Below are 26,334 nucleotides of genomic sequence, written 5' to 3'. Positions count from 1 at the left end.
CCCCAAGGTGAGACGCTTACGCTGCAAGGCCCTTTCCTGAACGAGCCTTGTGATGCCCAGCTCTGTTTTTGACCGCTTCCACCGCTTGGCCATTGTGGGTTTGATCAGCGCGCTGACCGGGTGCAGCAACGCGCCTTCGACGCGGGTTACGGCGCAGCCTGCAGCGACCTTATCCCTGGAAACCGCCGCGCCGCTGCCGGCGCGTTGGTGGCGGTTGTACCGTGACCCGCAACTGGATGCCTTGGTGGAACGGGCACTGCGCGAGAACAAAAACCTTGAGGCCGCCGGCGCGCATGTCGATGCGATGCTGGCGCTGCTGCAGCAGGTCGAAGGTGAGCGCCGCCCGTCCACCGAGTTGTCCTATGGCCTGGCGTATGGCCGCAGCCGCGATGACCAGACCTTGGCCCAGGCGACGGGCCAGTCGGCGGGCGGGCAGTGGAGCCACACCCCTGAGTTTGCCTTGAGTTATACGCTGGACCTGTGGGGCGCCGTGCGCTACCGCATTGCTGCGGCGCGTGCCGATGCACAAACCGCACGTGCAGTGGAGGATGAATTGCGGGTGACCGTGGCGGCGCAGACCGCCCGGGCCTATGCGCAGGCCTGCGTCTATACGCATCAGGCCCAGGTGCAGCGTGATTCGGTGCGCCTGTTGGCGCGCAGCCTCGACGTCACTCAGCGTTTGCAAAAGGCCGGCGCCGCCAATGAGCTGGAGGTGGCACGCCTGCAAGGCCTGCTGGAGGAAACCCGCGCGCCGTTGGCGCTGTTCGCTGCGCGCCGCCAAAGCGCGCTGTATGAACTGGCGGTGCTCAGTGGTCAGCCGCCGGAACAGGTCAGCGCTCACAGCTGTAAGCAAGGCCCGCGATTGCACTCGCCATTGCCGGTCGGCGATGGCTGGGCGCTGGTGCAACGCCGTCCCGATATCCGCCGCGCCCAGGCACAGGTGCGTGCGGCCACCTCGGCCATCGGCCTGGCCCGCGCGCAGGTGTATCCACAAATTACCTTTGGCGCGATGCTCGGCTCGTCGGCCGCCAGCCTGGGCAAGCTGGGGGACGCCAACGCCGTGGTGTATGGCATCGGCCCCTTGCTGTCCTGGCAGTTTCCCAACCGCCAGATCGCCCTTGCGCGGGTCACCCAGCGGCAGGCCGAAGCGCATCAGGCGCTGGCGCAATTCGACGCCACCGTGCTCGACGCGCTAAAGCAGGTGGAGCAAGCGTTGGTGCTTTACCAAGGCGAACAGCAGCGCCGCCAAGCCCTGGTCGCCGCCCTGGGGCAAAGCCGCCGAGCGTTCAACCTGGCCAACCGCAGCTTCCTGGCCGGTGGCCTGGATGCGCTGCAGCTGCTGGACAGCGAGCGCAATCGCGTCAGCCTCGAAACACGCCTGGCCCAGGCCGACCTGCACCTGATCAACCGCCAGATCGACCTGTTCCAGGCGCTGGGCGGCGGTTGGCAGCGTCCTGATCAATCACCTTCCTTACCCGTAGCCACCCTTGGAGCCCGCCGATGAATCAGGCCGTTGAAGTCATCCCGCCCACGTTGATGCAACGTCACCGCCGCACGTTGGTGGTGACGGCGTCGGTGGCTGCATTACTGGGCATCGCCGTGTTTGGCAGCTATTGGTGGAAAACGGGGCAGTTCCTCGAAGAGACCGACGATGCCTATGTGCGTGCCGATTGGGTCGCCGTCAGCCCACGGGTTGCCGGCTATATAAGCCAGGTGCTGGTGGACGACAACCAGTGGGTCAAGGCCGGAGACGTGTTGGTGCGTATCGATGAGCGCGATTTTATCGAGCGTCTCAACAGTGCCCAGGAGTAGTTGCAGCAAGCTGAAGCGGCGGTCACCGCGCAACAGGCCAACCTGCAGAGCCTTGACGCCCAATCCGGCGAGCAACAACAGCGTATTGTTCAGGCCCAGGCCGCGCTGGCCAGCGGTGAGGCTGAAGCACAACGCGCGCGCCTTGATTACCAGCGCTATCGCGACCTCGTGGCGCAGCAGGTCGCCAGTGCCCAGCACCTGGAAACGGTGAGTGCCAGCCAGGCCCAGGCGCAGGCGGCGCTGGCCCAGGCACGTGCTCAGGTGCTGCGTCAGCAGGCGCAGTTGCAGGTGCTGAAGGCGCGCCGCCAACAGGCCCAGGCCCAACTGCAAGAACGTCAGGCCCATGTCGGCGAAGTTCGCGCCGCCGTGGGCTTGGCGCGTAACGCGCTGGAGGACACGGCGATTCGTGCGCCGTTTGACGGCGTGGTGGGCCAGCGCAAGGCGCGCCGCCAGCAATACGCACTGCCGGGTCTGCCGCTGCTGGCCGTGGTGCCGGTCGCGCAGGCGTATGTGAGCGCCAACTTCAAGGAAACCCAGCTGCAGCGCATGGCGCCTGGGCAGTCGGTGGACATTGCCGTGGACAGCTTCGCCGGCCGGCACTGGCGGGGCGAGGTGGAAAGCATCGCCCCAGGCTCCGGCGCAGTGTTTGCGTTATTGCCGCCCGACAATGCCACCGGCAACTTCACCAAGATCGTCCAGCGTTTTCCTGTGCGGATCCGCCTGCTGGCGCAGGAAGGTGACGGCCCACGCATCCTGCCGGGCATGTCGGTGATTGCCACAGTCGACACGCGTGGGGCGCCTGCTCATGGCGGTTGATGCGCGGTCACCCCAGGTGTCGTTGCGCGCGTGGGTGGCGGTGATCGGCGGGCTGTTCGGCTGCTTCATGGCCGGGATGAACGTGCACGTCACCAGCGCCGCGCTGCCGGAAATCGAAGGCGCTTTGGGCGCGACGTTCGAGGAGGGTTCCTGGATCTCCACCGCGTACCTGGTGGCGGAAATCATCATGATCCCGCTCACCGCGTGGCTGGTGCAGGTGTTTTCACTGCGCCGGGTGATGCTTTTAGGCTCGGGCGTGTTTTTGCTGGCCTCGGTGGCGTGCTCGCTGGCGCCGAACCTGCAAGCCATGATCATCATTCGGGTGATACAGGGCGCGGCCGGCGCGGTGCTGATCCCATTGTCTTTCCAACTGATCATCACCGAGCTGCCGCCCAGCAAAGTGCCATTGGGCATGGCCCTGTTCAGCCTGGCCAATAGCGTGGCCCAGGCTGCGGGCCCGTCGATGGGCGGCTGGCTGACGGACGTGTATTCGTGGCGCTGGATCTTCTACCTGCAATTGTTCCCCGGGATTGCGCTGCTCGCGGCGGTGGCCTGGTCGATTGATCGCCAGCCCATGCACCTCAAGCTGTTGCGCCAGGGCGACTGGTGGGGCATCACCTGCATGGTGATGGGTTTGGGGGCGCTGCAAATCGTGCTGGAGGAGGGCGGGCGCAAGGACTGGTTCGGTTCGCCGTTTATTGTGTGGATGAGTGTATTGGCCGTGGTCGGGCTGCTCGGGTTTATCGCGCGCCAACTGTGGGGCGCACACGCCTTTATCAACCTGCGCCTGTTGGGGCATTACAATTTCGGCGTGGCCAGTGTGGCGATGTTTGTATTCGGCGCGAGCACATTCGGCCTGGTGTTTCTGGTGCCAAACTACCTGTCGCAATTGCAGGGCTACAACGCACGGGAGATTGGGCTGAGCCTGATCCTCTACGGGCTGGTGCAACTGGTGATAGCGCCGTTTTTGCCGCGATTGATGAAATGGTTGAGCGCCAAGCTGCTGGTGGCGTCGGGCTTCGCGATCATGGCGTTGGGGTGCTGGATGGGTGCGCACTTGTCCGCCGACAGCGCGAGCAATGTGATCGTGCCGTCGATTGTGGTGCGCGGCGTCGGTCAGCCGCTGATCATGGTGGCCTTGTCGGTGCTGGCCGTGCAGGGGCTGGCGAAGGCCGAGGCGGGGTCGGCCTCGGCGGTGTTTTCGATGCTGCGCAACTTGGGCGGCGCCGTCGGCACGGCGCTGTTGGCGCAACGGGTGGTGGTGCGCGAGCGCGTGCATTCAGCGCGGATCAATGAGTCGGTGACGCTGTTCGACTCGGCCCTGCAACAACGCCTGCCGGACGCGGGCGTGTTGCAAGCGCAGTTGCCTGACCATCAAGCGACGTTGCAACTGCTCGACCAGAGCATTCATCACCAGGCGTTTCTGATGGCCTACAGCGATGCGTTTTATCTGGCCTGTGTGGCATTGGCGTTGTGTGCGCTCGCCGCGCTGATGCTGCGGCGCGGGTGACATACGCCGAGAACGGCGCGGGACGACGCGAAGCAATTGCTCCACTTAATAGGAAACATTACTATTCACGCCCCGCCTCCTCAGTGCTCACTCGATGACTCCTCAGCCGCCCCGCAGAACAGGCTTTTTCGAGCACTACGAAGAGTTGATCGGAACCTGGACACGCCGCCTGAGAAACCGTCAGCAGGCCGAGGACCTGGCCCACGACACCTTCGTGCGGGTGCTTGAGTCGCGTTCCAGCGAGGTTGAGCAACCGCGCGCCTATTTGCATCAAACCGCGCGCAACATCGCCGTTGATGCCTATCGCCGCGAAGACCGGCGTGAGGCGCTGGCGCTGGAAGCCATTGATCAGCGTTCGCCGCACAGCGGCGATCCGGAGCATTTCATGCACGCGATCCAGTTGGCGGACTCCATCGAGCGAGCCCTGGCCGAGTTGCCGCTCAACTGCCGCAAGGTATTTATCTGGCAGAAAATCGAGGGCCTGACCCAGCAGGAAATCGCCGTGCGCCTGGGCCTGTCTAAAAACATGGTGGAAAAGTATATGATCCGCACCTTGCGGCATCTGCGTGACCGCCTGGATGCGATGGCCCCATGACCCGCTTTGACACAGGACCTTCCATGATGGATAGCCGCGCTCGCGACGAAGCCGCGCAATGGTTTGTACGCCTGCAAGAGGCCGACTTGAGCAGCGCAGAACGCCAGCGCTTCGACGCCTGGCGCAATGAGCGTCCCGAGCACCAGTACGAATTCGATGTGCTGCAAGGGATGTGGAGCGCCGCGGACCTGCTGCCCAAGGCGCGTTTGCAGGCGTTGTGTGAGGCGCCGGTCGAGCGGCCCCGACGCCGCGCCGTTGTGCGTTATGCCGTCGCCGCCAGTGTGGTGGCGATTGCCCTGGGCCTCGGGCTGTTCAGCGGGCTGGATCAGCCCACACCCTACAGTGCGCAATTCAGTACGCGCGTGGGTGAGCATCGCCAAGTGGCCTTGCCGGACGGCTCGGTCATGGACCTGAACAGCCGCAGCGTGGTCGCGGTGCACTACGAAAAGGGCCGGCGCGGTGTGGAGATCAAGCAAGGCGAAGCGATGTTCAGCGTCGAGCACGACACCCGTCGCCCGTTCATCGTGGTCGCCGGCGCAGGGCAGGTGACGGTCACCGGCACACGGTTCGATGTGCGCCGTGACGACGACCAGACCCGCGTGGTGGTCGAGGCCGGCACCGTCAAGGTACAGGGGCGCTCGACGGATCAGAGGGTCACGCTCACGGCAGGCCGCGGCACGCATGTCGATTCCCAGGGGCAGGTCGCAGCGGCTTACGCGGTGAATGCCGATGAACTGACCGCCTGGCGCAGCGGAAAACTGGTGTTCAACAACGCCACCCTCGGCGAAGTGGCCCGTGAAGTATCGCGCTACCGTGAGCAGCCCTTGCGGGTCAGCACGGCGGCGGTGAGCAACCTGCGCTTGACCAGTGTGTTCAACGCCCGCGACACCGACGCCTTGCTCAAAGCCTTGCCGCGCATACTGCCGGTCGCCCTGCACAGCTTGCCCGATGGCAGCCAGGAAATTATTTCCCGCTGAGATTCAGGTTTTTTCCGAGTACTTCGTCTTCTCCTGCAACTGCAACTGGTTTGCATTAACAGCCGCACACTCTTGCGATCACAGGACTGGGTTCGACGTGAAAAAACTGACCGTCTACAACAATAAAATTTCCCGCTGGGCGCCCCTGGCGCTGGCGCTCGCCGTCAGTGCCGCGCTGCCTGCGGCCTATGCTGGCGACGGCATCCACATCCGCGCCCAGCCTTTGGGCGCAGCGTTGAGCCAGTTGGGCCAGCAGACTTCCCTGCAAGTGTTTTTCAACCCGGACATGGTCGCCGGCAAGCAAGCGCCTGCGGTGGACGGTAACCTCTCGCCCGAACAAGCCCTGCGCCAGTTGCTGCAAGGCAGCGGCCTGGAGTACCAGATCGACGCCGGCTCTGTGACCCTGCGCCCGCAAAGCACCGGCACCGGTGAAGCGGGCTCGCCGCTGGAGCTGGGCGTCACTGACATCAAGGTGGTCGGCGACTGGTTGGGCGATGCGAACGCCGCCGTCGTGCAGAACCACCCTGGCGCGCGCACGGTGGTGCGCCGTGAAGCCATGGTTGAGCAGGGCGCAATGAACGTCGGTGACGTGCTGCGCCGTATCCCTGGCGTGCAGGTGCAGGAATCCAACGGCACCGGTGGCAGTGATATTTCCCTGAACGTCGGTGTTCGTGGCCTGACGTCGCGCCTGTCGCCACGCTCCACCGTGCTGATCGACGGCGTACCGGCGGCGTTCGCCCCGTATGGCCAGCCTCAACTGTCGATGGCGCCGATTTCCGCCGGCAACCTGGACAGCATCGACGTGGTGCGCGGCGCCGGTTCCGTGCGTTATGGGCCGCAGAACGTCGGCGGTGTGCTCAACTTCGTCACCCGCGCCATTCCCGAGACGTTCTCCGGGGAAGTCGGCACCACTTTGCAGACGGCTGAACACGGTGGCTGGAAACACGTCGACAACGCCTTTGTGGGTGGCACCGCCGACAACGGGATTGGCGTCGCGTTGCTCTATACCGGCGTCAACGGCAACGGTTACCGCGACAGCAACAACGCCAATGACATCGACGACGTGATCCTCAAGACGCACTGGGCGCCGACCGATCAAGACGATTTCTCGCTTAATTTCCACTACTACGACGCCAGCGCCGACATGCCCGGCGGCTTGACCCAGAAACAATTCGACGCCAATCCGTACCAGTCGGTGCGCGACTACGACAACTTCAGCGGCCGCCGCAAGGACGTGTCGTTCAAGTACATCCGGCAGATCGATGACCGTACCCAGGCCGAAGTGCTGACCTACTACACCGACAGCTTCCGTGGCAGCAACATCGCCAACCGTGACCTGAAAACCATCGGCTCCTACCCGCGCACCTACTACACCTTCGGCATCGAGCCGCGTGTGTCGCATGTGTTCGACGTGGGCCCCAGCACTCAGGAAGTCAGCCTGGGTTACCGCTACCTGAAAGAAGGCATGCATGAGCAAGCCAGCAGCTTGAACCTGGTCGACAATGTGCCGACGCCGGGTGGCCAAAACGATGGACATGTTTATCAGGACCGCACCGGCGGCACCGTCGCCAACGCGTTCTATCTCGATAACAAAATCGATATCGGCAAATGGACCGTCACCCCGGGTATCCGCTTTGAAAACATCGAAACCCGTTGGCATGATCGCCCGGTGGTCGCCCTGAACGGCGTGCGCACTGTGGAGAAAAATCGCAAGATCGAGAGCAACGAGCCCTTGCCGGCGTTGAGCGTGATGTACCACATTTCCGATGCCTGGAAACTGTTCGCCAACTACGAAACCTCGTTCGGCAGCCTGCAGTATGCGCAGATCGGGCAGGGCGGCCGGGTCAACCAGACGGTCGATGGCCTGAACCCGGAAAAAGCCAAGACCTACGAGGTCGGCACGCGCTACAACGACAGCGTGTGGGGCGGCGAAGTGACGTTGTTCTACATCGACTTCTCGGACGAGTTGCAATACGTCAGCAATGACGTGGGCTGGACCAACCTGGGCGCCACCAAGCACCAGGGCATCGAAACCTCGGCCCACTACGACCTGTCGAACCTCGACCCGCGCCTGGACGGCCTCACCGCCAGCGCCGGTTTTACCTACACCAAGGCCACCTCTGAAGGTGATGTACCGTTCAAGGGCCGCGACTTGCCGCTGTATTCGCGTGAAGTGGCAACAGCGGGCCTGCGTTACGACATCAATCACTGGACCCATAACCTGGACGTCTATGCCCAGTCCGGGCAACGAGCGCCGGGCACTGGCACCACTTACATCACCCAGGGCACTGCCGATGGCCAGTACGGCGATATTCCTGGTTATGTCTCGGTCAACGTGCGCAGCGGCTATGACTTTGGTGCGCAACTGTCGAACCTGAAACTGGGCGTGGGCGTGAAAAACGTTTTCGACCAACAACATTACACGCGCTCGAGCGATAACAACGCCGGGTTGTACCTTGGCGAACCACGTACCTTCTTCGTACAGGCAAGCGTCGGGTTCTGACCTGCCGTTGACACGAAAAATCGCAGCCCTGGGGCTGCGATTTTTTTTGCGCCTTTCCTACAGGCAGTTAAGCGACCTGCTGCCGTGTCAGGAACCTATTCCGACAGAGGCGCCACACAGGGGGAAACCTGAACGACTTCGACGTCACGCTGGCGTGGCAGGTTGGTAATCGATCCCCTTGCACTGGAGGCACTTATGTCGGTATCGGCTCTCGATACGCCTGTTTCTGTTTCATCAACCACTGACACGGCGCTGGCTGATTCCAAGCCCGAAGCCAGGGCCAACCGCTCGTTTTCTGTTGCGCCGTCCTACGACAGCCACGGTGCCGGGAACGTCAGTTATAACCTGTCGCTCAATGTTTCCGGGCCGGTGTTTGGCGCTCATCAGCAAGCAGCCCAGGGTCACACTGATCATCATCATTGGGCGCCGGCGATGACTCACTCGGCCTCGCAACAGGGTTTCATGCAGCAGTTTCAACACGCAATGGGCCATTGGTTTGGTCGTCAGCGCCCCGACGCGCATGCTCATCACAACGGCGTACCGCCAACGCCTGTGCCGGTTGGGTCGGGTAAACCAGACCTTGTCTACGCCCATAAAAGTAATGACCAACTGGCGCAGTTGCTGCTGAACAACTTCGCTGCGTTCACCGGATCAAGTCACTCCAAAACCCTGAGTGCTCGCACCCTTAAAGACATGGCGGCAAAACAGCTGGGCAGTGATCCCAAACTGAATGAAAACATTCGCACAGCCGGAGAGGTATTGCGACGTACCGGCATGATGGACGCCCTTGGCAGTCGAACCGACCTGCACGCCCTGGCTAAACTCATTCGTGACGACAACCCCTTCAAATACAAGGATGACAAACAAATAGCCCAGGAAATGCTCAACCATTTCAATCAATTGAAAGATTACGTTGGGCACGAAATCAACATCAAAGACCTTCAGACACTGGGCAAAACCCCCATGACGGGCATCCCTTCGATCGACCATTTAATCCAGCTGAGTAAAGCGTTTACCGGCCGCGGCGATTCGCTGAAGAAAATGGACGCAGACGCGGATGGCCGGATCAACGTGTTTGAAATCCTGGTCGCACTGTCCCGCTGATTGAGTACGCGCGATGCAATCGGCGCGGCGAACGCTTCGTGGCGCTTGCTGCGTTGAATGGGCCCAACGGCTTGGCGCACTCGGTGGCTTTTCAGAACATGAATCAGGGCCTGGATATGACTTCAACTTCGTTTCAACCCTGCCCAAGGGGTGGCCTCGACACCTTCGCCAAGGGCGCCGACGTTGAGCGCTCAACATCAGTGGCGGGGCAAGAGCTGCCGAATGACGTTCTGCCTGCGGCCCCGCCGAACGGGTACGCGGCAGAAGTGCAGCGCATGAAAGCGTTCGCGGGGCAGTGCAAGTTCCGGGCACCGGTCGCCGATGATTTCGCCCGCGGCATGCTTGCGCCTGGGGAGGCGAGCCGCAACGAAAGCAAATGGTCGGGCGCCTGGGCTGTGTTGATCAATGGCCTGAAAACTGTCTGGCGCGGGAGAACGTCGGGTTGACCCAACGCCTCAGGGTTTTTACATGCTGTTATTGGTATTCAGCCGCTGCCCGGAACTATCGTGCCCAACTCGCCACACATCGGTTGCTTGCTCCTACGCAATTAACCCACTGATCCGGAACACCTCGGTGTTGAATTTCAGGCAAGCGCAGATCAGCAAAAGGTCGGGAGATGACGTATGACAATTGAGGGTGCATTACCGCGCATGCTGCCAACGGCCATGGGCGGCCCGCAGGTTCGCTGGCCTTCGCCGCCGCCTGTGGCACAGCCGTTTTGCGAGGATCAATCGGTTGCGCAAGACCTGCCGCCGCCGCGGCGGCACGGCTTGCGCGCAACCTTGCCGTCGTTGCGGCACCAGGCGCTGCAGAACGCGCCAGCGGCTCGCGCAGACACCACGCTTCCGGGCCCGAGCTTCACCGACAGGCAACTGGCGCTCGAGTTGCGAAAGAACTTTGACGTGTTTGAAAACTACAGCGAGGGGGGTTGTGTGACGCCGTCTTCGCTGCGCCAATTTGCAGCCGAAAAGCGTGAGGGTGAATGACGTGCGCGACCGCATGATCCTGGTGGTCAGGGAAATTCTCAAGCGCCCGCTGCTGAGCGACGCGATCATCGATTGCGACGGCTATATCACCCGCGACAGCCTGGAAGCCGCGTGCGCATTGCGCGGCAACAGTTCACCCAACGCCTTCAGCCAGGACCCTTTCCATGGTCAGGGCAATGCCAGCGTCGTGCAGGCGCTGCAAGGTCACTTCAAACAGTTGAGGGACACGCTCAAGGACCGCACCGTGTTCTTTGAAACCTTTGAGTACGTGGATATTTCGCTGCTCAAAGTGGTGATGAATGACCCCGATGACAGCGACTCACTGGGCAGGCCGATTCTTGAACCCACCACCGGATTGCCCAGAAAGAAATACAGTGAACACTGTGTGTACACGGCAAAAAACATCATCGAGCGCCCAGGTTTATTGCGCGCGTTGCAGCGCGCCAGTAACCAGCGCTTGTTTGGCCGCTCCAGGCACGAGGGCTGGCTGTGCAACAAAAGCCTGGAGCGCTGGCTGGAACAGCACCAGATGCACAAGGCCCGGTAGCGTCCAGGCCATGTGCGGCAGGCAATTCACACCTTGAGAATTTTGCCGCTGATGGCCACGCCGGCCAGTAACATCGCGACCAGCACAAAGGCGATGCTCAAGCTGCTGCCGTGGGCGATAAAGCCGATCATGGCCGGGCCGGCAAGAATGCCGGCATAGCCCAGGGTCGTAATGGCCGGTACCGCGATGTGTTCCGGCATGACTTTTTGCTTGCCGACGGCGGTGTACAGCACCGGCACGATGTTCGAGCAACCGGCGCCCACCAACGCATACCCCAGCAGCGCGGTTTCCCAGGCCGGGAAGAGCGTGGCGAGCAGCATGCCGGCGGTGGCCAGCGAGCCGCCGATGATAATCACACGGGTGGCGCCCAGCCGCCGCACGATGGCATCGCCGGTCAAGCGTCCCGCGGTCATGGTTAAGGCAAATGCCGCATAGCCGAGGCCGGCATAAGCCTCATCCAGGCCGCGCTCGGCGCTGAGGAACACGGCACTCCAATCCAGCACCGCGCCTTCAGCCAAAAATACGATGAAACACAGGCAGCCAATAAACAGCACCACCCCGTGAGGCACTGCAAACGCCGGGCCCGAGCTTTCGCTGCCGTAGGGCAACAGATGTGGCCCGGCCTTGAGCAGCGCCACCGCCATGATCACGATCACCACCAGGGTTGCCTGCAACGGCGACAGGCCCAGGCCGAGCAACCCGGAGACCCCCGCCGCACCGACAATGCCGCCGAGGCTGAACAAGCCGTGAAAGCCCGACATCATGGTTTTGCCGCTGGCGCGCTCAACGATGACGGCTTGCAGGTTGACCGTCGAATCCACGGTGCCCAGGCCGGCGCCAAACAGAAACAGCCCGGCCATCAGCAGTGGGATCGAGCTGACCGTCGCGAGCATCGGCAGGGCCAGGCAGATCATGATCGTGCCGCCCGTCAGCACGCGTCGGCAGCCGTAACGTGAGGCCAGCGCACCGGCCACCGGCATGGCGATGATCGAACCCACTCCCAGGCACAACAGCAGCAAACCCAGCGTGCCCTCGTTGAGTTGCGCGCGTGCCTTGGCATACGGCACCAGCGGCGCCCAGGCGGCGATGCCGAAGCCGGCGATGAAAAAAGCGATACGGGTCGACATTTGTTCCAGTCGCCCGGGAACCACGGGCGCTGGAGTGGGAATGGCAGTCATGAAAAATCCTTGGTTTTGCGTTCAGCGAACGATGTCCGGCGCGACATCCTTGCATATCAGGCGCTCTCGAGCGAGCCGGGTTCCCTGCGGATGACCCGGTCGACAGTTCTGTAATACGCTGCGGCCCACTGTGCAGGCAATTGGACGGACAAGCCGATGAAGATTTTCACGCGGGTGGCAAAATGACCCAGTTCTATGACGCGCGGGGCAATATCTACGCGGTGGTCAGCCCGGCCTATCTGCGCAGCCGCGGTATTGATGTGCCCGAGCGTGCTGACTTGGCGGCGCGCACTCGCAAAGACTGGGCAACGTCGGCAATCACTTCCGAGTGCGGCTGGGGCGCGTTGCCCCGACCCGCCAATGCGAAGGCGCACCGTTGCGATGGTTTGCTGGTCGGGCCGTTTCAATCCGCGCCGCCGTTCGACCTGCTGATCGTCAATACGGATGGCTCCCTCGCCGAACGCAGCGGCAACGGTCTGACTATTTTTGCGCAGGCGTTGACCGATCAGGGCGTGATGGTTCAAGCGTGTGAATTGCGCGTGCACCATGACCAGCCGGCCACGGCGTCGCCTGTTGCAACCCGCGTGGAGCCGGCGTTGTACGAAGAGGTCGCAGGTTTCTGGCTGGCATTGGGGCTACCAATGTTCGGCCCCGACGCAGTGGCTGCTACGGGTGTTGATGCGGTTGCGGTCAGGGAGCGTGAGTTCAGTCACGTGGCCGCGCTGGCTGCAGTGAACCCGCAATGGGCCTGCAGTCAGTTTGTACGTGTGGGCAACCCTCATTGCGTGACGCTCGTCGAGCACGCCAGCGCGTTACCCGACAATCAGTCGATGCAACAGCCGGAACTGTTCGGGTTGTTGCAGGCGATTGCCTTCGCACCGCCGCTTGGGCGTGGTCAACCGTGTCGTGCTGGAATCAATCTGCAATGGGCTGCGCGGTCTTCGGACAATCACGTGATCGCGCGGGTGTTTGAGCGGGGAGAAGGGCCCACCGCGTCCTCGGGGACCAGCGCCAGTGCTGTGGCGTGCGCGGCATGGCGAGCAGGTTGGGTCACGGACGGCGTAGTGGCCGTGGTCATGCCAGGTGGCACAGCGCCCGTACGGTTGCAAAGCCAGGGTGAAACAGTGCTGAGCGTAAGTCTATTCGGGACCGCAAGGGCTCAAACCTGATCGTGATAGAGCAGCTGATGGCGTGGGTGAGTGTCAGCTGTTTCTTTATTAGTTAGTTATGCTTGTAAAGTTGGTGTGGGAATTTTCTTGTTGTCTGTAGTTGCGTTATTAATGCGCTGTCATGTTTCGTAAAAGACACTTCCGACCCCCATGTACGAAACTTCTTTTTTGTTTTTGAGCGGCCGCATTTCGCCTGAAATCGCTAAGCTTCACTGCGTTAAGGCGCTTTTTCCCAGCCGTTCGATCAACATCCGACGGGAGAAAGCCTTTCAGTCAACGCTTTGATGATGGGTAACTACGGATGGTGAGTGCGTTAATGTCGTCACGTTTCAAATTGATACTTCCAGAGATTGCCAACGAGTTTCAAGTGCTTGCGTTTAAAGGCAATGAAGTTATTGATCAGCCTTATTTCATTCAACTGCAGCTCGTCAGTGAAAACGCCTCGCTGGACCTTGAGGCGCTGCTCCATCAGCCTGCCTATCTTGACTTCGGCGCGGCGGACGCAGGACTGCACGGGCAAATCCACGCCATCGGTCGCGATGATCCGGGCGCGCGGCTGACCCGTTATCACCTCACCCTGGCTCCCCGGCTGGCATGCCTGGCCCACCGGCGTGACCAGCGGATTTTCCAGCAGCGCAGCGTGCCGCAGATCATCGCTGCGGTGCTTGAGCATCACGGCATCCTTGCCGACGCCTATTGCTTCGAACTCGGCCCGGTGGTCTATCCGCCACGCACGTTCTGCGTGCAGTACGCCGAAACCGACCTGCACTTCATCCAGCGCCTGTGTGAAGAAGAGGGCATTCACTACCATTTTCGCCACAGCACCAACAATCACGTGCTGGTGTTTGGGGATGACCAGACGGTGTTTCGGCGCTTGCCTGTGCAGCGCTATTGTCCGGTGCGTGACCACGTCGACGAATCGGGGATGATCCAGGGCTTCGAGGTACGCCTGGAAACCCGCACTCGGCATACGGCTCGTCGCGATCATGATTTTGAGCACCCGTTGTTGCGCCTGCACGACACAGCAGGCACTGCCTCGGCGCAACCTTTGGAGGATTATCGCTACCCTGGCGGCTTCCGTGACCGTGCACGGGGCAAACAATTGGCGCGTCGAAGCCTGGAACGCCATCAAAGCGACCGGCATCACGCGCTGGGCCGTAGTGATCAAGCTGCCTTGAGCTGCGGCCATTTCCTCGAACTGCGCGATCACCCCGATCCGGCCTGCAACGACCTTTGGTTGATCACGTCAGTGCGTCATGAGGGTTATCAACCGCAGGTACTTGAGGAAGCGGTGGTTGAGACGGACGTATTTCAGGGCTACCGCAACCGGTTCACCGCAACACCCTGGCGCGCGCCTTATCGGCCGCGTCTGAAGCACCCGAAGCCGACCATCAATGGCAGCCAGACCGCCACGGTGACAGGGCCGGCGGGCGAGGAGGTGTACTGCGATGCCTATGGCCGGGTGAAGGTACGGTTTCATTGGGATCGCCTGGAAAACGCCGATGACAAAAGCAGCTGCTGGGTACGGGTAGCGTCCGGTTGGGCGGGGGATGGCTTTGGCGCAATGATGATTCCGCGCGTGGGCATGGAGGTGCTGGTGACCTTCCTGGAGGGCGACCCCGACCGGCCATTGATCAACGGCTGCCTGCCCAATGCGCTGCACATGCCGACCTATCCTTTGCCGCAGCACGGCACCCGCAGTGTCTTGCGCAGCCGCAGTTCGCCGGGCGGCGGTGGAGCCAACGAACTGCACCTTGAAGATCGCCTTGGCGAGGAACTCATCTACCTGCGCGCCCAGCGTGATCTGGAGCAGCGAGTGGGGCACGACAGCCGCTTGGAGGTCGTCGGAGAGCGCCACGAAATCATCCGGGGACTGAGCACGGCTCACCTGCAAAGCGGCGAGCGTCGTCATATCGGGGGTGATCGCAATGTCGAGCTCAAAGCGCATGATCATCTGGACGTGCAGGGCGACAGTCAGACACGGGTAGGGCGTTTGCTGGTCATTGAAGCCGGGCAACAGATCCATCTCAAGGCAGGCGCCAGCCTGGTCATCGATGCGGGCGCGCAACTGAGCCTCAGGGCCGGGGGCGAGTATGTGCTGGTTCAGGCCGGCGGTATTTTCACCAGCAAACCCATTACCGTCGGCGGCTCGCCACCTCCGAATTCATTCGCGAGCGCCTTTTCAGCAACAGCCGGGCCGAAAATGGCGGTCGCACAAGGCGTCGTCATGGGGTTGGCCCGGCAGTTGGGGGCTGATTTTTGTCCTGTGTGCGAGCAATGCCGCGAAGGCCAGTGCGACATCAAGCGGAGGGCTGCTTGATGCAGAGCATGCCTGACCGCTGGATGGCCCAACAGCAACAGGCCGGCCGCCGACTGTGTCTGATCCTTGACGGCAACCATGATGCACGCCAGCCGCTGCTGGCGGCCCGTCATCTGTCGCAGTATTGCAGTCTTTACGGTGAGAGCGCCGTGGCCGAACTGGCAGCGGTTGGTCCGGTGATTCTGCTATTGGAGCAGGCAAGTGAGCCTGCGCTGTTCGACCTGCTGCAGCACCCGCAGGCCGACTGGGGTTGGTTGGCAAGCCTGCCCGACGACGACCTGGCCGGTGTGGTCCGACATTGGCGCGAGCGCATGCTGGTAGGGCTCGAGGGTGGCCAGGCGTTGTATCGCTTTCACGACAACCGAACGCTGGCTCGCGTGTTGGCTCATCTGCCGAGTGAGCACTGGCCAGTGTTCCTCGGCCCGCTGATCAGCGTGTGCTACTGGCACGAGGGTCAGTGGCACCAGAGCGATAATCCGGCCCCCGGTGAGTATCCGGTGCCAGTTGCGGCACCCTGGCTCAACACCCCCAACCCCCATACGGCGGCCATCCTGCACGCCAATGTCCTGCGCTACCTGCTGACCGAGCACAGCGAAGACCTCGCCGCGCTGGTTGAATTCCAGGACCCTCGAATCTGGTTATCCCAGGTATTGGAACAGGCCCGTGCGTGGCAATGGCGTGAGCCGCAACAGCTTGAATTCCTGGTAGTGCGCAGGTTGGAAGAGGCAACGCGTACCTGCGTGATTCAGTGGCAGCCACTGCACGCAGAAACGCCTGGAGACCACTTCGAACGAGTGTCCGCGCAGTGGCGCAGGTTGGGAGGCAATCATGGATAAGCGCCTGCGTGGTGCATTGGTCGCGCTGGGTGCGGTGTGGCTTTCGGGGTGTGCGGTGGGGCCGGTCAATCACTTTACGTTGGAGGTGGATTTGCCTGCGGAATTTCGGTTTACGGGGGCGGCTAACTACGGTCCTGCGAGGGACCAGTTGTGCACCTTGCCGCAACGTCGAGGCAAGAGGCCAGAGCGGAAGATCTTTATTGCTGATTACAAACCAGTGGTCGAACGAGTGAGTTATGACCTGCCGCTGACTGAAACCATTGAGGGATGCCCATCGGTGTTGAAGAGCGTGGACTTCGACATTTATGCGAAATGGGGCGAGCGCGATGCAGATGTCGGTGGAGATTCAGCCGCTATCTATTTCGCAGATCCTGTCGAATCTGAGCTCGTAGCAGGGATGCCCGACTCAGGTGTGCAGGAGCTGGCCGGTCAATGCAGGTGGTTTTTTCGCACGGTAGGGCCCTTGCATGCAATCAGGAAAATTCTGGAGTGCAAAGCGTTGGACGCGGGAGGGCAGCGGCAGAAAGTGCGAGCGGGCGGTGTCGTGCAACGAGAGCTGTTACCTGGAAAAAAACTCAGGTTGGTACTGGCGCTTACGGATCAGGAAGAACCGGCTTTTGACCGGCGGTGGGTAGCTGTACCGGGAGGTTGGAAACGCTGCAGGGGGAAAAGCTTTGATGATCAGCAGGGCGCTTGCGAGCCCGATAACACGGACTTCAAACCTATAAAGATGCCGGATGGACGCACCTGTGATGTCTATCCCACGTGTGATTGACAAGGAGTCGAGTCATGAATCAAGAAGCGCGGAAGCAAGCTTTTTTCAGCAGCAACATGCCTGCGTGTGCATTGAAAGGGCATTGGACAAGCTTTTGTCTGGTTGATGAAACGGGCAGTGGGAAGGCTTACGGCGGGCTTGCTTACACTGTCTATGACAGCACAGGCCACTCGTACAATGGCAGGCTGACCGGGGAGGGGTTCGCCAAGCTACAAGGTTTTTACTGCGGTCCCGTCGTGCTTATTCTGGAAGGGCTGTACGCTGGAAATGAGCAGCCGTATTTTGAATTGAGTACGCGCAAGACTTACAGATTACCCATCACCGAACTCCAGGTCCGGGCCGAACAAACCTGCTTTTGCACTGCTGACGGCCAGCGTATAGAGGCAAATCCTGCACAGCGCAAAGCGGACCGGTTTTATCAGGTAGAGGTGCGCGACCTGGTCCGGCATGTTGCTCACTTGCCGCCGTTGGCGCCCCGTACTTACCCACCACAACGCCATGCGTTAAGAATGATGGCTGAGTTGGGCTTCGGTCCGCCTCAGCCGACTTTGTCAGGCGTGGTGTTGTTCCCCAACCTGCATACGGTGCTGGAAGTACGACCTTTGCGAGCCCTGCGCCCGATGCTATCCACAGAGGATCGTTTCTGTGCCTTGAACCTCTACCAGTTGGCGTTGATGGCTACCTTGAGTTACTGCGATTTCGGCCAGCAGCCTCCAACGAATCCGGTGGATAAAGTCAGCTTTCCTCTGGATCCCGGCATAGGGAATCTGTTCGTCGAAAAGCTTTCGGCCTATCAGGAAGCCTGGAATTTAGATCGCGAGCAGGTGCAGCGCTTTTATCCGCTTTATGAGGAGGTCCCATACTCCCAGCGTTTTGAGATTGTGCCCTTCGACCCTGACGTGTACCCACAGAACCGCTCTGAGCTTGGAGCAAAACAGCAGCATCCTGCTCGGGTGCATTTTTTTAACGATGAGCAGTTCGGAACGGACACTCAAGCGTTCATCACTCATCACGCTGAGGTCATCCTGATCGCTGTGCGAGGCACCGCCAGCGGCGCCGATGCACTGCGAGACGCGGACGCCCACCAAGTGCCGTTTTCTGATGGCGTGGGCAGAGCCCATAAGGGCTTCTACCAGGCGTATCGGGCGATGCGCGATTTTATTTTGCGATACCTCGAGCAGTTTCACAGCGGCCAACGCATCGTAATCTGCGGCCACAGCCTCGGCGGCGCCATCGCCTTGCTCCTGGCAGAAGGATTGCGACGAGTCCCCGACACTCGCTACAACATTCTCCTCTACACCTATGGCGCACCCCGCGCCGCCGACGCCGAGTTCACTGAAGGCGCGTCAGCCCTGGTCCACCATCGCATCGTCAACCACAACGACCCGGTGCCCAGCGTGCCGGCGACGTGGATGAACACCACCGCAAAACTCTGGGTTCCAGGCGCAGTGGCGTTGTTCAGCGCACCCGGTCCGGGTGGGCTTCTGTTTGCCGCCGGCCTGGTGCGTGTGGGTGGCAATCCTTACCAGCATCACGGTGAACAGCAGCACTTCATGCCGATCAAGCTGGCCGATGGCACGCATTCTTCGGTGTTATGGAAGCCCGGTTGCGAGTCCATCCTGCAGGCCGGTTGTAACCGTGCGTTGCAGCTTCAGGGCGATATGCCCAACCGCGCCAACGTGCTGAAACAACTGTTTCAGGCCAGCCAGCACTTCATGACGGCCAGCTACATCCCTGCGGCCTGGGCCACGTTGCGTCGCTGGCAACAAACCGTGGATAGCCAAGGGCCTCTGGTCACGCACAGAGAGTTTGAGTTGCTCGACCATGCGCTTGAGAGCATGACTGCGCAGTTACGCGACAAGAACCGTGAGCTTGACCGTCGCCGCCCCACAAACCAGCGTGGCTATGGGCACGAACATAGCCAGGCGCTGAACGCAGAAATTGACCGGTTGCGCACCAGTCGCCAACGGTTGGAGTCTTTGCGCTGGCGGCGCCTGGACGCGCGCGACGTGTATGGCAGTCACGCCAATCGCGCGCACCTGCAACCCAGCCTGAAGCGTTGGTTCAGCCACCGTGAAAACCGTGAGCTGGCGCAAGTTGCCAGTATTCCTGCGCCGATTCATGACGGTTCAGGCAAGGTGCATCCGCTCGACCTCGACTCCATTGTGTAGCCACACCGTTTACAAAAACTCCACCTGCGCCGGTTGCCGTTTCATCAGCACTTTGCCATTGCGGATTGAGTACAGCGGCAGGCCCTGGCTGCGAATAACTTCGTAGTCGCTGTTTGCCGACAAGATCAGCAAGTTGGCCGGGCGCCCGGGCTCCAGGCCATAACGTTCGCCCAGGGCCATGGCCTTGGCGCTGTTGTCGGTGACCAGGTCCAGGGCACTTTGCAGATTGCGGTAGCCGAGCATATGGCAAATGTGCAAACCGGCTTCCAGGACCCGCAGGATGTTGCCGTTGCCCAGGGGGTACCAGGGGTCGACGATCGAGTCCTGGCCAAAGCACACGTTCATGCCGGCTTCGAGCAGTTCGTTGACGCGGGTCACGCCGCGGCGTTTCGGGAAGCTGTCGAAGCGGCCTTGCAGGTGAATGCTTTCGGTGGGGCAGGACACAAAGCTGATGCCTGAGTGTCCCAGCAGGCGAAACAGTTTGGCGCAATACGCATTGTCATAGGAGCCCATCGCCGTGGTGTGGCTGGCGGTAACGCGTGCACCCATGTCGCGGCTGCGGGCTTCTTCGGCCAGCACTTCGAGAAAGCGCGAGTGAGGGTCATCGGTTTCGTCGCAGTGCACGTCCACCAGGCAACCCGTGCGTTCGGCCAGGTCCATGAGGAATTTCACCGAGCTCACGCCTTGGTCGCGGGTGTATTCAAAGTGGGGAATGCCGCCGACCACGTCGGCGCCCAGGCGAATGGCTTCCTCCATCAGCTCGCGGCCATTGCGGTAGGACTCGATGCCTTCCTGGGGGAAGGCGACGATTTGCAGGTCGATCAGGTGCGAGCTGTCTTCGCGCACCTCAAGCATGGCTTTGAGTGCCGTGAGTTCGGGGTCAGTGACATCGACGTGGGTGCGGACATGCTGAATGCCGTGGGCGGCCAGGGTCTGGATGGTTTTCTTGGCGCGAGTCTTGGTGTCTTCCTGGGTGATCGTGGCTTTACGCTCGCCCCAGCACTCGATGCCTTCGAACAGCGTGCCGCTCATGTTCCAGCGCGGTTCACCAGCCGTAAGGGTGGCGTCGAGGTGAATGTGCGGTTCAACAAAAGGCGGTATGACCAGGTTGCCGGCGGCGTCCAAATCGCCGGCGCCTAAAGCAGGTGCCTCGGTTTGTGAAGTGATGCTGGCGATCCGGCCGTGTTCCAGGTGCAGATCATGCAGGCCTTCACGGTTGCGCAGGCGGGCGTTGATGATATGCATGGGCAAGTTCCTCTTGGCTAAAGACAATCAGGCAGTCAGCCGCCAGATCATCAGGGCAATTCCGATGTCCAGGCGGTCATATGAGTTGCCCAGCGTCAGCCCGCTCAGGGCTTCGATACGCTGGACGCGGTGCGTCACTGTGTTGCGATGCAGGGCCAGGCGCTGCGCGGCGGCCACAAGGTTACCATTCTCGTGAAACCAGGCTTCCAGGGTCGGCATCAGGCAGGGGCCATGGTGGTGGTCGTGGCGCAACAACGGGCCCAAGCGTTCATTGAGAAACTGGTCGAGCAGGGCGCGATCACGCACGCCACTGAGCAGTTTCAATACGCCCAGTTCGTCATACACACAAAGCCCGGCGCGGTCGCTGAAACGCCGCGCCGCCGCCAATGCCTGGCGTGCTTCATCCTGCGCCTGAGCCAGGCGCGCGGGTGGGTGTGCCGCGGCGCTGAGGCCGATAAACAGTTTCAAAGGGGCCAGCCGCAGGTTCAAGGGGTTAAGCCAGGCAGCCAATTGTTGGCGATTGGCCAACGCTTGCACGGCATCGGTGGCCGGCAGCAGCAATGTCCAGTGCCCAGCCCTGCCCACTATCGGCAACGCGGCATGATGCTGCGCCGAGAACTGGCGCAATCGACGGGCGATACCGTCGTGCTGCCGGGCCAACTGCGCTTCCGCCTGCGCGGTATCACCCTGGGCAAATAATGCCTCGCCACCCTCCAGTTGCAACTGGACAATCTGCCAATGCCCGGCCAGCGACATGCCCAGTTGCGCGGCCCGATGCAGTAACACCTCAAGGGACTGATAATCACCGGCGAGCAAGCGTTCCAGCACGTCGTGTCGCGAGCGGCCCAGTTGCTCGGACTGGATCAGCGCCGAACCAATCGCTTGGGTCACCAGCACCATTTTCAGCGAGTAAGGCTGCTCGATCAGCGGCATGCCGGCCGTTTCTGCGGCGTCCAACAGGCGCTGGGGGATCGCCTGGATATAGGCCGGCCCTGTGAGGATCACCAGGCCGGCAACCTGACGCTGGCACGCTTCCTCCAGCAAGCGCAGGAGGTTGGGTTCATCGCGTGGGTGATTGATGCCGGTGACGAACACCAGCTCGCCGCCCAGCACCCACTCGGCAATCCCGCTGTTTTCCGCGACATACGGCCAGCGCACCGCGTTATCCAGGCCGCTGTCACCTGCGCGCAGGCGCATCGATTCAAGGCCGGGCAGGGCCAGTACATCAGCGACGGTAAGGCTCATGCCGGGGCATCAGCCAGCGGGGCACGCACACGCAGCACGGCGGTCAGCACGATGTAGGTCAGCGACGCGGCGACAATCCCCACCAGTGGCGCCACCCACGGCGAGTGGAACGCCAGCACCGTGCCCACCGCGTACGCCACCAGCCCAGGCCAATTGAATGCCGGCAGGCGCGTCTCGGCCAGACGCGGGTACTGGCCGCGATAGCGATAAAAGAAGTCTGCCATTATCACGCCGCCAATCGGTGGGATCACCGTGCCCAGCAAAATCAGGTAGGGCACCAGCATGTCGTACATGCCGAGCAGCGCCAGCAGGGTGCCGATGACCGCCCCGGCCAGGGTCACGGTCTTGCGGCGGCGGGTCCGCAGCAAGTTGCAGCCGGCGACGGCAAAGTTGTAAATGGTGTTGTCCTGGGTGCTCCAGATATTGAGCAGCAACATGGCCATGGCCGCCATGGCGAAGCCTTGCAGCAACAACACTTCCACCACGTCTGGCTGCTGATAGACGATGGCGCCATAGGCCCCGATCAGTACCATCAAACCATTGCCGATAAAAAAACCGATCAGGCTGGCCAGCACCGCGACCTTGGCTGAACGGGAAAACCGCGTCCAGTTGGTGGCCTGGGTCGCGCCGCTGACAAAGGTGCCGAACACCAGCGTGATCGCGGTGGACAAATCCAGCTCGCCCGTCGGCACGACTGCCAGCAGGCCGTCCAGCCCGCCGACTTTTATCGTGGCGACCCACATCGACAGAAACAGCAAGATGCCCATGGCCGGCACCGCGATGTAGGACAGCACCTCCAGCCCGCGATATCCCACGTACGCCGTGGCGCAGAACACCATGCCGAACAGCACCATCAGGCCCAATACGCTGCCCTGGCTCAGCTCGAAATACTTGCCCAACACCACGGCGGCGGTGGCCGTGCCCCAGGCGTACCAGCCGATCTGGGTGAAGCCGAGGATCAAGTCGCTGAGCTTGCTGCCGACCTCGCCAAAGCAGAAGCGGCCCATCAACACTGAATTCAAGCCACTCTTGAACGCGATGTAACCCAGGCCCGCGGCGTAAATGCCCAGCAACAGGTTACCCAGGGCCACAACGCCAAGCATGTCGGTAAAACTGAAGGCTACGCCCAGCTTGCCGCCGGCAAACATGGTCGCGGTGAAAAACGTGAACCCCAGCAGCACCATGGCGGTGGACGCCAGGCCCTTGCGCGCATGCATCGGCACTTCGCTGAGGGGGTAATCGTTGCCTGGTTCTTGCTGAGTCATGGCCCTGCTCCCTGAATGAGTGACGCAGGCCTGTTGCACCGCGCGTGCCAAATCGGCAGAAGTGACAGGCGCACGGAAGATGCTGTGCACCGTGCACAGTATTTATAGCCATATTGCGGAGAATCGCAGGGAACAGTGGTCTTTGTGCCCAGTCAGGCACGAAAGCGGTGCAGCGGTGATACAAATTGGATCAGCATCTTGCGCCGTGGCTTGGTCGTGGACACGCGGCGCGAGCCATGCGCTATGGCGCGAAGGTTTCCAAGCTCGCAAGCCCGTATGTGCGGCCAATCGCGAACCGCGTAGCACAGCCCTCCGGCATCGGCCGGGGACGGCGGCTAGCGCATAAAAAAACCACCGCAAGGGTGGTTTTTTTCACCGCGTCGGCTTACTCGCCGCGGTAGATGCAGCCACTGGTGCAGGTCTCGTGGATACGAATCGCACTGAGTTCCGGCAGCAAAGGTTTGAGCTCATTCCAGATCCATTTGGCCAGCACCTCGCTGGTTGGATTTTCCAGGCCTGGGATGTCATTGAGGTAGTTGTGGTCGAGGCGTTCATAGAGCGGCTTGAAAATCGCCTTGATCTCCGAGAAGTCGCGAATCCAGCCGGTATGTGTATCGAGGTCGCCGCTCAGGTGGATCGCCACCTTGAACGAATGCCCATGCAGGCGCCCGCATTTATGGCCGTCCGGTACGTGGGGCAGGCGGTGGGCGGACTCGAAGGTAAACTCTTTGAAGATTTCCACGGTGTGACCTGTAGGGCTTGTGTTGCGTGGCTTTTGGAGTATTGCCAGTAACTGGTGTACTGATCAATGTACTGATTGGTCGTTGCTGGGCGTTGTTGAGGTCATCCATTCAGCAATTGCCGACTGGCGCCAAGCGACCGAATTTGGGCCTATTCTAACCTGTTTTGGGAATGTGCCCTCCCTGATCCGCCGATAAACTGTATTCCGGCCCAGCCCCGTGGTGTAAAGCACCTCGTCGAGGCGCAGGAAACGATCGATGTTTTCAGCTCTGCTCATGACTCTCTCCGTGCGCCCGTACCGGGCCGCGCTGTCTTGATGATGTGGATGACAATGCCGAAAGTGATCAGCAGCCAGATGCAGGTGCCTACAAAGGCACCGAGGATATCTGCCGTCTCGCCATCCATGAGCAGGCAGGGGCCAATCCAAAAGAACCAACAGGCCGTGGCTGACACGTAGAGCAGAACGCCAAGCATCAGCAGGGTGAGTTTTATTGCGAACATGGTTTCGTCCTTGCCGCGCTGAACGGCTGTCGGATTTTTTTGGTAGTGATTTTTATTTGGGAGTATCTTTGCCCCGCTCACTCAGAAGGGAACGCTCTTTACCAGCCCACGGATGGCGAGGCTGAACCTCCTGAGTGAGCACCTCGCCCGCCGCTCACCGGCAGGCATGTAGGGGGATTGGGGTTAGGCGCCCTTGAACGGGACGACGTTTTCGAGTTCTCGCTTCACGCCACCGGCATCGCGGAAGGCTTTCCATTCGGTATGGTGTGCTGGGCAGTAGTCGACGTTTGGCGCTACCTCAGCGGCGTGGAACTCGCAGACCGGCCTGTCGCAGGTCTTTCCATCGCCTACTGGGTAATCACAAAGCTGTGTTCCAACGTCACCGCATTCAGCGCAGTGTGGGCCAAGGTCTCCGCATAGGTGGCCGATGGGCTTTCGGTTCTTGTCGTAGATCCGGTAGCACGCCATTACCCGGTCATCCTGTAGATGATGACGTAGGCGAACCAGAGGGTGGCGATCATGGCGTCAACCGCTTGAACTCAACCACCCAGACCCACGCGTTGGCGTACCAGTCGCCGCCGACGGAATCCCATAGACCAGAAAAGGCTTTTGCTGCCGTCGTCTGTAGACCTGTCTTCCCATCGTCGGGGCCGACCATGTAGCCGGTGCAGATCGGCCAGCCGTCGTCAGGCCGAAATGCAACACCGACGATTCCCTCGGCGAGCGCCTGCGCTTCACTGATGTCCTGCAACCGCTCGACGCGCACGTCGGTGATCTCCAGCAGGATGCGGCTATGGCGGCGGAACATGTGAATGGCTGGCGTCCACCTCTTCACCTTGCAGTGGGCGCCGTCGTCGGTGTCGGCACGGTAAGTCAGGCGGCAGCCAATATCGGCATGCGTCTCGCGAACCCACAGCCGGTCGCCGGGCTGGCCATACGGGCACTTGCACCCTGACTCGCCATCGCGCCACCATGCGCCAAATATCTCTGGCCCTGCCTCTTGGTAGGCCTGACGGTTGGTGACCGCCACGTTGTACGACTCGACCGTGATGGTGGCGTCGGGGTCGGGCTGCGACTTCATCACCCGACGCGTGACCGTCTTCCGGCCTTCCAGGATGGCGCGCACCATCGGCGCCGAGAACAGGATGGGGCGTTCTTTAATATTGCTCATTGGAGAAGCTCCAGTTCTTTGGTGGACTCCGCCGCAAGCATCTCTACGGCTAGGGCGTACACGTCTGGGTGCTGCTTATCGAAAGCCGGCATGTGTTCAGTTTCGATCCAGGTGCCGCGCACGGCGCCCTTGGCCAGCCATGCTGGCTTGATCCCCGGCGCTTGCGTCCACGCGGTGACTCCTATGCCGTGGCTGGCGATCTGTTTGGCGGTGATGAAGCCTTGGTGCCGGAGTTGGGCCAGTACCTTCAGTGCCGACTCTTTCCAGGGCGTCAGGCGAACAGGTGAGGGAACGCCGGCGGGAAGGTTTGTGACGAGCACCGGCACCTGACAGCGCTCCGAGGGATTCCAGTCGTGAAGCCACTGATCCGCGAAAATGGAAGTTCTGCCTCTCGCCTCGGGGACGTTGTAGAACCCATCGAACGTATACGAATCACCTTTAAAGCCCGAGCTGTGGCGAGGTTTCTCTACCCTGACACCAAGCCGACCTAGCATTTTTGCGATGCCGGCGCTGGCGTCGGTGATCTTGCTCACGATGACCATCCGATGGTCAGGGCCGGGACGACCGTAATAGTCATCCCCAAACCATGGCAGGATCTGGTCGGCCACCTTGGCGTTCAGCTGCATCTTTGCCTCAACTCCGATCTGCCGGCCGTCCTCGTGGACAACCAGAACGTCAAATCCTGCGGCCTCGGGATAGCAGATCCATCCGGGCATTTCGTTGAATTCCTGGATGAACAACGCGCAGAGGTCAGCCTCCTTTTCGAGTTTTTCTATAGGCATGTGTCGTCCTTGCCGCTATAGCGGCTGACTTTGGATAGGTTGGGGGTGATTAAAGAATCTTTTTGAATGGGTATATCGCTGACAT

25 protein-coding genes are annotated in these 26,334 nt (G+C 61.2%); 16 read left to right on the top strand and 9 right to left on the bottom strand.

The genetic code is table 11. From position 1 onward, the window contains the following. Positions 1-52 precede the first annotated feature (52 nt). From L8K08_RS28415 to L8K08_RS28370, 11 genes are all read left to right on the top strand, one after another. A complete protein-coding gene (locus L8K08_RS28415) occupies positions 53-1,504 on the top strand; it encodes a TolC family protein (RefSeq protein WP_242201616.1) in 1,452 nt (483 codons plus the stop codon). Further along, positions 1,501-1,812, top strand: a complete 312-nt coding sequence (locus L8K08_RS30385) for a biotin/lipoyl-binding protein (protein ID WP_347341030.1) — start codon at positions 1,501-1,503, stop codon at positions 1,810-1,812. The genes L8K08_RS28415 and L8K08_RS30385 overlap by 4 nt, the downstream gene beginning before the upstream one ends. Further along, positions 1,813-2,628, top strand: a complete 816-nt coding sequence (locus tag L8K08_RS28410) for an HlyD family secretion protein (protein WP_347341029.1) — start codon at positions 1,813-1,815, stop codon at positions 2,626-2,628. Next, complete coding sequence (locus tag L8K08_RS28405; RefSeq protein ID WP_242201614.1) at positions 2,618-4,138, top strand: MDR family MFS transporter; 1,521 nt, start codon at positions 2,618-2,620, stop codon at positions 4,136-4,138. The genes L8K08_RS28410 and L8K08_RS28405 overlap by 11 nt, the downstream gene beginning before the upstream one ends. Positions 4,139-4,232: 94 nt before the next feature. Then, on the top strand, positions 4,233-4,733 hold the full coding sequence (locus L8K08_RS28400; protein WP_242201612.1) for a sigma-70 family RNA polymerase sigma factor: 501 nt from the start codon (positions 4,233-4,235) through the stop codon (positions 4,731-4,733). 23 nt (positions 4,734-4,756) lie between these two features. Further along, positions 4,757-5,710 carry a FecR family protein gene (locus L8K08_RS28395; protein WP_242201611.1) on the top strand — a complete coding sequence of 318 codons (954 nt, stop codon included), beginning with the start codon at positions 4,757-4,759 and terminating at the stop codon, positions 5,708-5,710. 97 nt (positions 5,711-5,807) lie between these two features. Continuing rightward, entirely contained in the window at positions 5,808-8,213 is a 2,406-nt protein-coding gene (locus L8K08_RS28390; RefSeq protein WP_242201609.1) for a TonB-dependent receptor, read from the top strand. 195 nt (positions 8,214-8,408) lie between these two features. Then, the gene (locus tag L8K08_RS28385; RefSeq protein ID WP_242201607.1) at positions 8,409-9,317 is read left to right on the top strand and encodes a hypothetical protein; all 909 of its coding nucleotides are present in this window, start codon (positions 8,409-8,411) and stop codon (positions 9,315-9,317) included. Positions 9,318-9,400: 83 nt separating this feature from the next. Continuing rightward, the gene (locus L8K08_RS28380; protein WP_242201605.1) at positions 9,401-9,763 is read left to right on the top strand and encodes a type III secretion protein; all 363 of its coding nucleotides are present in this window, start codon (positions 9,401-9,403) and stop codon (positions 9,761-9,763) included. Between the two features lie 177 nt (positions 9,764-9,940). After that, positions 9,941-10,303, top strand: coding sequence for a hypothetical protein (locus L8K08_RS28375; protein WP_242201602.1), 363 nt, complete (start codon positions 9,941-9,943; stop codon positions 10,301-10,303). Next, positions 10,296-10,850, top strand: a complete 555-nt coding sequence (locus tag L8K08_RS28370; protein WP_242201599.1) for a type III secretion effector protein — start codon at positions 10,296-10,298, stop codon at positions 10,848-10,850. The genes L8K08_RS28375 and L8K08_RS28370 overlap by 8 nt, the downstream gene beginning before the upstream one ends. A gap of 26 nt (positions 10,851-10,876) precedes the next feature. Here L8K08_RS28370 and L8K08_RS28365 read toward each other — a convergent pair whose 3' ends face one another. Then, positions 10,877-12,028 (bottom strand): MFS transporter, encoded by a 1,152-nt coding sequence (locus tag L8K08_RS28365; RefSeq protein WP_145163328.1) that lies wholly within the window; start codon positions 12,026-12,028, stop codon positions 10,877-10,879. 182 nt (positions 12,029-12,210) lie between these two features. Between L8K08_RS28365 and L8K08_RS28360 the strand changes: the two genes are divergently transcribed. The 5 genes from L8K08_RS28360 to L8K08_RS28340 all read left to right on the top strand — a co-directional run bounded on the left by L8K08_RS28360 (position 12,211) and on the right by L8K08_RS28340 (position 19,299). Then, positions 12,211-13,197 (top strand): diaminopimelate epimerase, encoded by a 987-nt coding sequence (locus L8K08_RS28360; protein ID WP_242201597.1) that lies wholly within the window; start codon positions 12,211-12,213, stop codon positions 13,195-13,197. A gap of 301 nt (positions 13,198-13,498) precedes the next feature. After that, positions 13,499-15,517, top strand: coding sequence for a type VI secretion system tip protein VgrG (locus L8K08_RS28355; RefSeq protein ID WP_242201595.1), 2,019 nt, complete (start codon positions 13,499-13,501; stop codon positions 15,515-15,517). Then, on the top strand, positions 15,517-16,353 hold the full coding sequence (locus L8K08_RS28350) for a DUF4123 domain-containing protein (protein WP_242201593.1): 837 nt from the start codon (positions 15,517-15,519) through the stop codon (positions 16,351-16,353). The genes L8K08_RS28355 and L8K08_RS28350 overlap by 1 nt, the downstream gene beginning before the upstream one ends. Continuing rightward, on the top strand, positions 16,346-17,128 hold the full coding sequence (locus L8K08_RS28345) for a hypothetical protein (RefSeq protein WP_242201591.1): 783 nt from the start codon (positions 16,346-16,348) through the stop codon (positions 17,126-17,128). The genes L8K08_RS28350 and L8K08_RS28345 overlap by 8 nt, the downstream gene beginning before the upstream one ends. A 14-nt stretch (positions 17,129-17,142) precedes the next feature. After that, positions 17,143-19,299 (top strand): lipase family protein, encoded by a 2,157-nt coding sequence (locus tag L8K08_RS28340; protein ID WP_242201589.1) that lies wholly within the window; start codon positions 17,143-17,145, stop codon positions 19,297-19,299. Positions 19,300-19,308: 9 nt separating this feature from the next. On the opposite strand, the gene codA is transcribed toward L8K08_RS28340, so the two are convergent. From codA to L8K08_RS28300, 8 genes are all read right to left on the bottom strand, one after another. Beyond that, on the bottom strand, positions 19,309-20,544 hold the full coding sequence (gene codA / locus L8K08_RS28335; protein ID WP_145163338.1) for a cytosine deaminase: 1,236 nt from the start codon (positions 20,542-20,544) through the stop codon (positions 19,309-19,311). A 27-nt stretch (positions 20,545-20,571) separates the two neighbouring features. Continuing rightward, complete coding sequence (locus L8K08_RS28330) at positions 20,572-21,789, bottom strand: PucR family transcriptional regulator ligand-binding domain-containing protein (RefSeq protein WP_242201587.1); 1,218 nt, start codon at positions 21,787-21,789, stop codon at positions 20,572-20,574. Then, positions 21,786-23,054, bottom strand: a complete 1,269-nt coding sequence (codB, locus tag L8K08_RS28325) for a cytosine permease (protein WP_242201511.1) — start codon at positions 23,052-23,054, stop codon at positions 21,786-21,788. Before codB ends, L8K08_RS28330 begins: the two co-directional genes overlap by 4 nt. Before the next feature lie 385 nt (positions 23,055-23,439). Then, on the bottom strand, positions 23,440-23,796 hold the full coding sequence (queD, locus tag L8K08_RS28320; RefSeq protein WP_242201509.1) for a 6-carboxytetrahydropterin synthase QueD: 357 nt from the start codon (positions 23,794-23,796) through the stop codon (positions 23,440-23,442). A 63-nt stretch (positions 23,797-23,859) separates the two neighbouring features. Next, a complete protein-coding gene (locus L8K08_RS28315) occupies positions 23,860-24,072 on the bottom strand; it encodes an AlpA family transcriptional regulator (RefSeq protein WP_242201507.1) in 213 nt (70 codons plus the stop codon). After that, positions 24,069-24,296, bottom strand: a complete 228-nt coding sequence (locus tag L8K08_RS28310; protein WP_242201506.1) for a hypothetical protein — start codon at positions 24,294-24,296, stop codon at positions 24,069-24,071. The genes L8K08_RS28315 and L8K08_RS28310 overlap by 4 nt, the downstream gene beginning before the upstream one ends. A 517-nt stretch (positions 24,297-24,813) precedes the next feature. Continuing rightward, the gene (locus tag L8K08_RS28305) at positions 24,814-25,467 is read right to left on the bottom strand and encodes a hypothetical protein (protein ID WP_242201504.1); all 654 of its coding nucleotides are present in this window, start codon (positions 25,465-25,467) and stop codon (positions 24,814-24,816) included. After that, positions 25,464-26,249, bottom strand: coding sequence for a hypothetical protein (locus L8K08_RS28300; RefSeq protein WP_122251234.1), 786 nt, complete (start codon positions 26,247-26,249; stop codon positions 25,464-25,466). Before L8K08_RS28300 ends, L8K08_RS28305 begins: the two co-directional genes overlap by 4 nt. Positions 26,250-26,334: the final 85 nt, after the last annotated feature.

The organism is Pseudomonas sp. TREG-RG-20F-10-E-6-01 (assembly GCF_022662455.1).
Classification (GTDB): Bacteria; Pseudomonadota; Gammaproteobacteria; order Pseudomonadales; family Pseudomonadaceae; genus Aquipseudomonas.
The sequence above is the reverse complement of the archived record's forward strand: the minus strand, read 5'-3'. Positions and strand labels throughout refer to the sequence as shown.

Coding starts and splice junctions, on each gene's coding strand:
- L8K08_RS28415 (WP_242201616.1), top strand. CDS start 53: ATGCCCAGCTCTGTTTTTGACCGCTTCCACCGCTTGGCCATTGTGGGT.
- L8K08_RS30385 (WP_347341030.1), top strand. CDS start 1,501: ATGAATCAGGCCGTTGAAGTCATCCCGCCCACGTTGATGCAACGTCAC.
- L8K08_RS28405 (WP_242201614.1), top strand. CDS start 2,618: ATGGCGGTTGATGCGCGGTCACCCCAGGTGTCGTTGCGCGCGTGGGTG.
- L8K08_RS28400 (WP_242201612.1), top strand. CDS start 4,233: ATGACTCCTCAGCCGCCCCGCAGAACAGGCTTTTTCGAGCACTACGAA.
- L8K08_RS28395 (WP_242201611.1), top strand. CDS start 4,757: ATGATGGATAGCCGCGCTCGCGACGAAGCCGCGCAATGGTTTGTACGC.
- L8K08_RS28385 (WP_242201607.1), top strand. CDS start 8,409: ATGTCGGTATCGGCTCTCGATACGCCTGTTTCTGTTTCATCAACCACT.
- L8K08_RS28375 (WP_242201602.1), top strand. CDS start 9,941: ATGACAATTGAGGGTGCATTACCGCGCATGCTGCCAACGGCCATGGGC.
- L8K08_RS28365 (WP_145163328.1), bottom strand. CDS start 12,028: ATGACTGCCATTCCCACTCCAGCGCCCGTGGTTCCCGGGCGACTGGAA.
- L8K08_RS28360 (WP_242201597.1), top strand. CDS start 12,211: ATGACCCAGTTCTATGACGCGCGGGGCAATATCTACGCGGTGGTCAGC.
- L8K08_RS28355 (WP_242201595.1), top strand. CDS start 13,499: ATGGTGAGTGCGTTAATGTCGTCACGTTTCAAATTGATACTTCCAGAG.
- L8K08_RS28350 (WP_242201593.1), top strand. CDS start 15,517: ATGCAGAGCATGCCTGACCGCTGGATGGCCCAACAGCAACAGGCCGGC.
- L8K08_RS28345 (WP_242201591.1), top strand. CDS start 16,346: ATGGATAAGCGCCTGCGTGGTGCATTGGTCGCGCTGGGTGCGGTGTGG.
- L8K08_RS28340 (WP_242201589.1), top strand. CDS start 17,143: ATGAATCAAGAAGCGCGGAAGCAAGCTTTTTTCAGCAGCAACATGCCT.
- codA (WP_145163338.1), bottom strand. CDS start 20,544: ATGCATATCATCAACGCCCGCCTGCGCAACCGTGAAGGCCTGCATGAT.
- L8K08_RS28330 (WP_242201587.1), bottom strand. CDS start 21,789: ATGAGCCTTACCGTCGCTGATGTACTGGCCCTGCCCGGCCTTGAATCG.
- codB (WP_242201511.1), bottom strand. CDS start 23,054: ATGACTCAGCAAGAACCAGGCAACGATTACCCCCTCAGCGAAGTGCCG.
- L8K08_RS28315 (WP_242201507.1), bottom strand. CDS start 24,072: ATGAGCAGAGCTGAAAACATCGATCGTTTCCTGCGCCTCGACGAGGTG.
- L8K08_RS28310 (WP_242201506.1), bottom strand. CDS start 24,296: ATGTTCGCAATAAAACTCACCCTGCTGATGCTTGGCGTTCTGCTCTAC.
- L8K08_RS28305 (WP_242201504.1), bottom strand. CDS start 25,467: ATGAGCAATATTAAAGAACGCCCCATCCTGTTCTCGGCGCCGATGGTG.
- L8K08_RS28300 (WP_122251234.1), bottom strand. CDS start 26,249: ATGCCTATAGAAAAACTCGAAAAGGAGGCTGACCTCTGCGCGTTGTTC.